This is a genomic window from Nocardia alni, assembly GCF_019038435.1.
In the GTDB taxonomy this organism is placed as follows: domain Bacteria; phylum Actinomycetota; class Actinomycetes; order Mycobacteriales; family Mycobacteriaceae; genus Nocardia; species Nocardia alni.
The window spans coordinates 16,161-23,791 of record NZ_JAGPOX010000035.1; the positions used below are offsets into that span (position 1 = coordinate 16,161).

Annotated in this window: 12 protein-coding genes; 3 read left to right on the forward strand and 9 right to left on the reverse strand. The window is 65.6% G+C overall.

The window, feature by feature from the left end:
- Positions 1-5: 5 nt before the first annotated feature.
- The 6 genes from JZ791_RS15815 to JZ791_RS15840 all read right to left on the reverse strand — a co-directional run bounded on the left by JZ791_RS15815 (position 6) and on the right by JZ791_RS15840 (position 3,824).
- Positions 6-1,004: an ADP-ribosylglycohydrolase family protein gene (locus JZ791_RS15815; protein ID WP_216895527.1), complete on the reverse strand. Its 999-nt coding sequence runs from the start codon at positions 1,002-1,004 to the stop codon at positions 6-8.
- The gene (locus JZ791_RS15820; protein ID WP_216895529.1) at positions 1,004-1,720 is read right to left on the reverse strand and encodes a GntR family transcriptional regulator; all 717 of its coding nucleotides are present in this window, start codon (positions 1,718-1,720) and stop codon (positions 1,004-1,006) included. Before JZ791_RS15820 ends, JZ791_RS15815 begins: the two co-directional genes overlap by 1 nt.
- 206 nt (positions 1,721-1,926) lie before the next feature.
- A complete protein-coding gene (locus JZ791_RS15825) occupies positions 1,927-2,475 on the reverse strand; it encodes an SRPBCC family protein (RefSeq protein ID WP_216895531.1) in 549 nt (182 codons plus the stop codon).
- Positions 2,472-2,789 (reverse strand): ArsR/SmtB family transcription factor, encoded by a 318-nt coding sequence (locus JZ791_RS15830; protein WP_216895533.1) that lies wholly within the window; start codon positions 2,787-2,789, stop codon positions 2,472-2,474. Before JZ791_RS15830 ends, JZ791_RS15825 begins: the two co-directional genes overlap by 4 nt.
- A 58-nt stretch (positions 2,790-2,847) precedes the next feature.
- Positions 2,848-3,498 carry a cysteine hydrolase family protein gene (locus JZ791_RS15835; protein WP_216895535.1) on the reverse strand — a complete coding sequence of 217 codons (651 nt, stop codon included), beginning with the start codon at positions 3,496-3,498 and terminating at the stop codon, positions 2,848-2,850.
- A complete protein-coding gene (locus JZ791_RS15840) occupies positions 3,498-3,824 on the reverse strand; it encodes a hypothetical protein (RefSeq protein WP_216895537.1) in 327 nt (108 codons plus the stop codon). The genes JZ791_RS15835 and JZ791_RS15840 overlap by 1 nt, the downstream gene beginning before the upstream one ends.
- Before the next feature lie 107 nt (positions 3,825-3,931).
- Between JZ791_RS15840 and JZ791_RS15845 the strand changes: the two genes are divergently transcribed.
- Both JZ791_RS15845 and JZ791_RS15850 read left to right on the forward strand, forming a co-directional pair.
- Complete coding sequence (locus JZ791_RS15845; RefSeq protein WP_216895539.1) at positions 3,932-4,264, forward strand: winged helix-turn-helix transcriptional regulator; 333 nt, start codon at positions 3,932-3,934, stop codon at positions 4,262-4,264.
- A gap of 244 nt (positions 4,265-4,508) precedes the next feature.
- The gene (locus JZ791_RS15850; protein WP_216895541.1) at positions 4,509-4,757 is read left to right on the forward strand and encodes a hypothetical protein; all 249 of its coding nucleotides are present in this window, start codon (positions 4,509-4,511) and stop codon (positions 4,755-4,757) included.
- A 166-nt stretch (positions 4,758-4,923) separates the two neighbouring features.
- Here JZ791_RS15850 and JZ791_RS15855 read toward each other — a convergent pair whose 3' ends face one another.
- From JZ791_RS15855 to JZ791_RS15865, 3 genes are all read right to left on the reverse strand, one after another.
- Positions 4,924-5,154, reverse strand: a complete 231-nt coding sequence (locus tag JZ791_RS15855; RefSeq protein WP_216895587.1) for a hypothetical protein — start codon at positions 5,152-5,154, stop codon at positions 4,924-4,926.
- 32 nt (positions 5,155-5,186) lie between these two features.
- The gene (locus JZ791_RS15860) at positions 5,187-5,360 is read right to left on the reverse strand and encodes a CsbD family protein (RefSeq protein ID WP_216895543.1); all 174 of its coding nucleotides are present in this window, start codon (positions 5,358-5,360) and stop codon (positions 5,187-5,189) included.
- Positions 5,361-5,479: 119 nt separating this feature from the next.
- Positions 5,480-6,925 carry a CYTH and CHAD domain-containing protein gene (locus JZ791_RS15865; protein ID WP_216895545.1) on the reverse strand — a complete coding sequence of 482 codons (1,446 nt, stop codon included), beginning with the start codon at positions 6,923-6,925 and terminating at the stop codon, positions 5,480-5,482.
- 147 nt (positions 6,926-7,072) lie between these two features.
- On the opposite strand from JZ791_RS15865, the gene JZ791_RS15870 reads away from it, so the two are divergent.
- Complete coding sequence (locus tag JZ791_RS15870) at positions 7,073-7,567, forward strand: flavin reductase family protein (RefSeq protein WP_216895547.1); 495 nt, start codon at positions 7,073-7,075, stop codon at positions 7,565-7,567.
- Positions 7,568-7,631 lie beyond the last annotated feature (64 nt).

The following is a 7,631-nucleotide window of genomic DNA, read 5'->3' on the forward strand; positions in this document are numbered from 1 at the left end:
TCTCCTTAAACGGCCGCTGCGCGCAGCTCGAGCAGCCCGTCCACGACGGGTTCCAATGCCAGGTCGTTCACCTCGCGCACCCGCGCGATCAGGCCGGAGGGCAGTCCGGACACACCATGCTGGGCCCCGAGGATCGCCCCGCACATGGCCGCGATCGTGTCGGTATCCCCGCCCAGGCTCGCGGCCAGGGTCAACGCCTCCACCGGCCGGTCGCCCAGCGCCTCGGCCAGCGCGAACGCCGCGACGACGGATTCCTGCGCGGCGACCGAGGTGCCGATGACCTGCACGATCGCATCGGCGAGCACCGGCCTGTCCATGCCCCGTACCCATTCGCGAGCCCACCGGATGCGCGCGGCGATCTCGCCGCCCGCACTCCAGTTCCCGCGCAGGGCGCCGGCGACGGCGGCGCGTTCGGCATGATCCAACGCGGTGGACAGGTCCGCTCCGTCGATTCCGGCCGACACCGCGCCCGCGACCGCCGCGGCCCCGGCGATGCCGAGGCTCGTGTTATGCGTCAGGGAGCTGGCACCGACGACGGCGTCGACCAGGACGCCGAGGCCGGGCGGCGTGGCGATGGCGACGGGGGTGACCCGCATGGCCGCGCCGTTGGTCGTGCCGAATTTGCCCGCCTCCTGCGGCGGCACACCGGACTGCAGTAGTTCCAGGGCGCGCTTGGTGGACGGGCCGAGCAGATCCAGCAGCCCGCGCTGGATCATTCCGGCCTCCCAGTCCAGCAACGCCTTGGCGAAGATGTCCGGTTCGATGCGTCCGCCGCCGTCGATGAGCAGATGGGCGACCAGGACGGCCTGTTCGGTGTCGTCGGTGATCGTTCCGGCCGGAAGTCCGGGGGAGATCGGCTGGACGGCGGCGGCGTCCACCAGCGTGCGGACCTGCCCGTACCAGTCGGCGATCCGCTCGCGCGACATCGACTGGGTGGGCATGCCCAGCGCGTCGCCCAGGGCCAGGCCCCAGAACGCGCCGAGCGCGCGGTCGCGGGTATTCATCACGCCCCTCCGAAGGTGAGGTGGAACCGGAACCGGGCCGGATCCAGCAGGCTGACGACATGCTCGACCAGCGCGCCGTGCGCGTCCGTGCTGGTGCGGGTGGCGTGCAGGAAGACCTCGCCCGCGCGCCGCTCGAGCAGGACAGCGGTCTCGGCGGACAGGGCCTGCGTGCCGATCCACTGCTCACCGCCCTCGGCGCGCAGCCCGGCAGCCGCGAGGGTCGCGGTGAGCGAATCGTTCACCAGGCCACGCTCGGGCAGATCGGCCAGCACAGCGGTCGCGGGGATGAGCGAAACCTCGTAGGAGACCGGGCATTTCGCCGAATCACGTCGGCGTCGGCGCACCGCGACGAAGCCGTCGACGGCGAACCGCTCGGACAGCTCCGGATCGCTCACCCGCTCGATGCCGAGCAGTTCGGTGCTGACGGCGAAGCCGGAACCGGCCAGCGCCCGGGCCCAGCCGACCGACTGTTCGAGCTGTTTGCCATCGAAGGTGACGAACGAGCCGACGCCCGTCTGCGTCGCGATGAGCTCGCGGCGCTGCAATTCCGACAACGCGCCGCGCACCGTGCCGCGGCTGACCCGGTACCGCTGCGCCAGTTCGATCTCCCCCGGCAGCTGATCGCCGTGGCACAGGCGGCCCGATTGAATCTGCTGCTCGAGATCGGCCACCAGCCGATCCCGCTTACCTAACCGAACCTGTCCAGCCCTGTTCATACCTGTACAGTACGTCTATTCGGACTCAGCACACAAGTGGCAACAGGTTCGATCACGTCATGCCCGATGTAGCACGGGTCACTCCGGCACACCGACATCAGCGCGATTCCAGGAGTGACGGGTCGGACGTCGTACGCCTGAGCTGCTCGACCGACCTGGTCAACGCCTCAGCATGACCACTCGGGCCTGGGCCTGAACGTGGCCGATCACACCGGCGGACGCATCGGCTCCACGCCGAGTTCGGTCGAGTACTTCTCGTTCAGCTCCCCCCAGCCGTAGTTCATCGCTTCCGCGCCGACGATCGGTCCGATGGGAGATCCGGCGATCAGGAGGGCGGCGACGTCGAGGCAGATGTGCCACCCGGCCGCCATCATCGCCGCCGAGGCGCGGTCGGTCAGGTAGTGGGTGAGACGAAGGGTTGTGCCGTCGGCGGATTCGCTCAGCGCCCAGCGCAATTTCTCGGTACCCCAGGCGTATTCGAGGACATGCGGACGATCGGCGCGCGAAACCTCGCCCGGCAGCTCCATTTTCGTCTCGCCATCGCCCATGGTGAAGGTGACCGGACCGAGGGCGGTAAGGGAGCGATCGGCGGTGAAGGGCGCCCACTCCCGCAGCTCTTCCGGTTCGGTGAGCGCGGACCATATCGAGTCGAGCCCCTGCGGGAATTCCCGCGTGAACACCAGGGACCACTGTCCCCCATCGTCCACGAGTTCGACCGGATGTAGTGGACTGGGCCGATAGGTGCGACTGGTCATGAGGACGAATCCTTCCTGTCGAGGTGACGCCCGAGGGCGTCCAGATGGTTGTGCCACAGCCGCAGATACGGCGACAGCCAGCCGTCCAGCTCCCCGAACGGACCCGGCGCGAGCCGATAGATGCGACGCTGGGCCGCCACCTCACACGTGACGAACCCAGCCTCCCGCAACACCTTCAGATGCTTGGAGACCGTCGGCTGCGACACAGCCAGCCGGTCCACCAACTCACCCACGGTCGCGTCGCCACCACGCAACTGGTCGAGTATCCGCCGCCGCTGCGGCTCGGCGACCACGGTGAACGGATCGGCTGCCATACGCTCAATATACACACCCGCGTATATACGCACAACGGAATATAGTCAGCTGACGGAATCACCGTTCTCGGCGGCGGGCCATGAGACCGCTCAGAGCGGCGGTGTCGGTGGCGAGCGAGCCGCCGGAGTACGCCAGCGCGGCCAGCGATCGCTCGCCCGCTGCGGGGTTTCCCGAACCGCAGGCATCGGTCACCACGATCGGCAGATAGCCGAGATCCATGGCGTGACGCACGGTGGGCTCGATGCCGACCTCCAGCGCGATGCCCGCGATGGCGAAGGTGTCGATTCCGCAGTCGCGCAACGCGATATCGAGCGGAGTCGCCGTGAAGGCCGACATCGTGATCTTGTCGAAGGCCACCTCGTCCGGGCCCGGGGTCAGTTCCGGCGCCAGTTGGTATTGCGGTGACCCCTGCGGGAAGGGGGCGTGCAGCCGGCCGGGATCGTCCACCCGCTGCCACAGCATGGCCGTGCGCAGCTGCGATACACCCGCCAGCGCCATCGGGAGCGACATGTGCCGGGTGTAGAAAACGCGAAAGCCGTTGGCTCGTGCGGCCTCTCGCAGGCGTACGCAGGCGTCGACGACTTCGTCCCCGTCCGGGATCTGCCTCACGATCCCGACCTGCATGTCGTAGATCAACAGCGCCATGCGCGCCGGATCGCACGCGTCCTGGACCGTTTGCGCGATGTCGAGCCCGTTGGCATGCCGCATCACTTCGTCCTGTCGTAGGGCTCGGCCACGTCGACCGACTGATCCATCAGCGCCTCGATGGGCAGCGGCGCGGTCACCGGCACGTAGGTCCACTCCAGAAATCCCTTTTTCGTCAACGGAAAATCGTTGACGTAGCGCTGCGCCTCCGCGACGCTGTCGACCTCGAAGACGATCACGACACCCGGCTCGTCGGCACGCGCGTAGTTCTCCCGCACGATGCCCGCCTTCCAGAGCCGCCACACGTTGGCGACCTCCTGCGGCAGGTACGGGGTGATCGTCTCCATCGTCACGCCGGGCTTGAAACGATCGAACGTGATGACCTTCATCGGAATCGGACTCCATCTCCAGATATGCGATAAGTACGACATCTATCGAATCGGGATGATTACAGTGATACAAGAACGCACTTTTTGGTGAGTACCGGAGGCGAGCGGTGTCAGCGAAGCGTTACTTCTGCCCGGTGGAGGTCACCGTCGACCTCATCGGCGGCAAATGGAAGCCGGTAATCCTGGCCCACCTCAAGGAGGGAGTACGGCGATACGGCGAGCTACGTCGGCTGATGCCCTCCACCAGCGAGAAGATGCTCGTCCAACAACTGCGCGAGCTGGAATCCAGCGGCCTGGTCCGCCGCACGGTGTTCGAGACGGTGCCGCCCCAGGTGGAATACGACCTCACCGAGGATGGCTGGAGCCTGACCCCCGTCCTGACCGCCCTCTACGAGTGGGGCGAAAAGCGTTCCGCCCGAGAAGGAATCACCTTCAACTGACCGCCCCGGCCGGGACCCACACCTGTCCGCACGTTGACAGGATCTGAACGACCGCAACGTCAAGGCCGGACACTGCTCGATTCATACCCGAAAACGACCACGATCACATGAACCCACCCCCCGGTCGATCCGTATACACATCAGGCTACGACTTGTCTTTTTGCAGGTAAAACACCTTGACCTGCAAATACGCGGCAATTACGTAGTAAACTGGACCCCCTTCGGGGGCAAAGGAGGCTTCGCAATGTCATACCTGTCAGCTTCTCTGATCGCCACCACCGCAGCCCTGGGCCTCGCCCTGGCCGGCCCGGTAGCCCACGCCGACCCCCTCGGCGCCCCAGGCACCTCCTGCGGCCAAGACAAGGTCGTCACCGACAACCACACCTGCCAAGCATTCAACGCATCCTGCACCGGCTACGACATGATGCTGATCGGAAGAGTAGACCACCAGGGCCACTGCGTAATCCCCGGCGTCAACGGCACCCGCCCCTGACCTACGATCCCACATCTCGACCGAAGGGTCGACGAGACGCTCCGATCGGGTTGCAGCACAGATCATTCGGCGAGCAAAACGCACGGGGTGGTGAAGTCGTCCTACGCTTCTCGGACGCTTCACCACCCCGTGCGGGCCGTATGCACACGATTACATCGCATGCCGGTTACTGGCTGGGTTGCGGGACGTTGATGTGGCAGTCGGCGACCTTCGGGTTCATGCCCAGGTAGTTCAGTGGGCCGGCGATGATCGTTACCGCGATGGTTCCGGTGCTGGCGCAATTGGTGGGGGCGCTGTCGTAATAGTGGCGTTGCCAGCCGGCGATTGCGCCGATTATCAGCCATATCAATATCAGGGCCGAGACTATCCTGGCGATGGGGGATCTGACGTCGTACATGCGGCGGTTCTCTGCGTATGTTCTCATTTCAATCACTTCCGGAAGGTGTCTTTGACCTTTTCAGCCGTATCCTTCAGGTTGGCTTTTACCTGGTCGGCCTTGCCTTCGTACTGCTTACTCCGGTTTTTGGTGATCTTGCCGAATTGTTCCTTGGCCTGACCGGTGAGTTTGTCGGCCTTGTTCTTGGCCTTGGCTGTGAAGCCCACTGCGGTCACCTTTCGCTATTACCCGGCTGCTGGGCGCTGCCGGTTGTACCTGCAATAGCCCGCTTTCCGGTTCCCAAACACCGTCCACGCGATCCGAAGATCAGCAATGGAGAGTCGAGCTATCTTTCGCCTGCGATAGCCGAGATTTTCCGGCGGGCGGCCTCGAGGGCGTGCGTCTCGTTCGCGTACAGCAGGCCGTAGGTGAAACCGTTCTCGTCGCGGGCCGCGCTTGTCGCGGTCGCGGTTCGCCACAGGAATTCGCTCGATACGACGCTGTCGTTGTAGTCACCGAGTATGCGCTGGATCTTCTTGTAGTACTTGATGTTCGACTTCGCACGGATTCGCTTGCCGAACGGCTCGAGCAGTTCGGCGGCGTAGCGGGCGCGCTTGGCGGCCTTGCGCGCGCGGTGCATCGACTCGTGCCGTTGGTTGCGCAATGCGGTCACGAGCCTGCGGTCGGCCTTGGACGCGGCCCGCCGCGCCCGCCGCGCCCGCCGCACGAGCCGGCGCCCGCTGACCCGTCGTTCGAACGGCGGCTGCGTTTTCCAGGTCAGCAGGGTCGCGAGCAGTCGCAGGTAGCGCGGCGAGTCCATGGCCTCGGCGAGTGCGTTGCGGCTCGGAAGTTGCCGGGCCAGCAGGGTTGCGTCAATGCGCGCCACGACGGGGCCCAAGACGAGTTCGGGTGGTAGGTCGCGGATTTCGGCGGCCAGCCGGCGACGTTGTACATGACAATCACGCACGTCTCCGAGAAGTGCCGCATACCATTTCAATTCGTTGTCGATCTCGCCGATGACAGAGCGGTCCAGCAGTTTTCCGAATACGCGCAGCGTGCTGCGAAGTCGCCGGGTCGCGACACGGGTGTCGTGAATCGGCTCGTCACCCCGGCGCAGCGCGAGATCCCCGGCGAAGATCAGGTCGATCTGCCTGGTCATGTAGTCGTACAGGGCGCGCTCGGCCCCGGAGACGACGACCGGCGGCCCGGACGGCTCCGGCAGCGCACGCGACAGTTTGGAGGGATACGGCGAGTGACGGGCGCCCGCCGCGGCGAGCCTGTGCCTGAGTTTCGCCGGAACCTTGTCGGTGTGCGGGCCGAGTTCGACTTCGATCTCACGCCAGACGAGCATTTCATCGGGCTGATCGACCGGTATCGTGTCCACGCTGTCGTCATCCACCTCGACGATCACCCGACCGTCCGAATCGAGCACCCGGTGCCGGCGGCGCACCATGTGAATTGTGGCGACAGGCCCCAGCGGCTTGCCCAGCGCGACGCCGTTGACGATCGCGCCGAGTTCGTCCGGCAGCGCGTCCGACAGCCCGGCGGTGACCTCGACCCGGCCGTCACGGGCGGGGATCTTCAGTTGCCAGCCGCTTTCGTCGTCACCCTCACGGCGACGCAAAGTCAGATCGTGGGCGAACAGGTCCCGCTCGGAGGTGTCGAAGTAGGTGCTGGTCAGCTCGACAGGAATCTCCTCGATGCGGCTGTCCGCGACGAGATCGTCGAGCCTCGGGAGAGTGAAGGCGAAGTCGACTTCCCATTTGCTCTCACGTTCGAGTACATCCTTCATCGTCAGCGCATTCCCCGCATACCGCCGGTCAAACAGGGGACTCCGCCCGTTCACGCGACCAGGTCCGACCGCAAGGTATCGTTTGGAGTGGTTCGATCCTCTCCAGCAATCAGCCGGTGATCGCACCGCCGGCGAGAGGAGGACGTTTTGGGGTCACGCGATGCGGCCTTCGACACGATCGTGGCGACGACCGACTATCCGGTCTGTATCGTGACGACCGTGGCCGGGCAGGACATGGCCGGGTGCCTGGTAGGTTTCGCTGGACAGATGTCCATCGAGCCTCGCCGATTCCTGGTCGCGCTGTCCAAGAGCAATTACACCTATTCCGTCGCGCAACGAGCCGAGCACCTCGCTGTTCATCTGCCCGATAAGGACAATCTCGCGCTCGCGGAGCTGTTCGGCCGCGAGACCGGATCCGCCGTCGACAAGTTCGCCCATTGCGAATGGCGCGTCGGACCGCACGGCCTGCCCATCCTGACCGCCGCCGCGGCTTGGTTCACCGGCGCGATCCTGCAACGCCACGACTTCGGCGATCACGAGGGGACGCTGCTCGAGCTCACCGCCGCGGGGACGCCCGACCCGTCGGTCACCGGCCTGCGCTACCACGACGTCGCCGATCTCTCACCGGGCCATTCCGCGTGAGCGGACAGTAAGTCGGGCCGCCACAGCGAATACTCAGCGAACATACAGCGCTCGGTCGCTGTGT

Coding starts and splice junctions, on each gene's coding strand:
- JZ791_RS15830 (WP_216895533.1), bottom strand. CDS start 2,789: ATGGCAGCCGATCCGTTCACCGTGGTCGCCGAGCCGCAGCGGCGGCGG.
- JZ791_RS15855 (WP_216895587.1), bottom strand. CDS start 5,154: ATGTACGACGTCAGATCCCCCATCGCCAGGATAGTCTCGGCCCTGATA.
- JZ791_RS15815 (WP_216895527.1), bottom strand. CDS start 1,004: ATGAATACCCGCGACCGCGCGCTCGGCGCGTTCTGGGGCCTGGCCCTG.
- JZ791_RS15865 (WP_216895545.1), bottom strand. CDS start 6,925: ATGAAGGATGTACTCGAACGTGAGAGCAAATGGGAAGTCGACTTCGCC.
- JZ791_RS15825 (WP_216895531.1), bottom strand. CDS start 2,475: ATGACCAGTCGCACCTATCGGCCCAGTCCACTACATCCGGTCGAACTC.
- JZ791_RS15835 (WP_216895535.1), bottom strand. CDS start 3,498: ATGCGGCATGCCAACGGGCTCGACATCGCGCAAACGGTCCAGGACGCG.
- JZ791_RS15840 (WP_216895537.1), bottom strand. CDS start 3,824: ATGAAGGTCATCACGTTCGATCGTTTCAAGCCCGGCGTGACGATGGAG.
- JZ791_RS15850 (WP_216895541.1), top strand. CDS start 4,509: ATGTCATACCTGTCAGCTTCTCTGATCGCCACCACCGCAGCCCTGGGC.
- JZ791_RS15820 (WP_216895529.1), bottom strand. CDS start 1,720: ATGAACAGGGCTGGACAGGTTCGGTTAGGTAAGCGGGATCGGCTGGTG.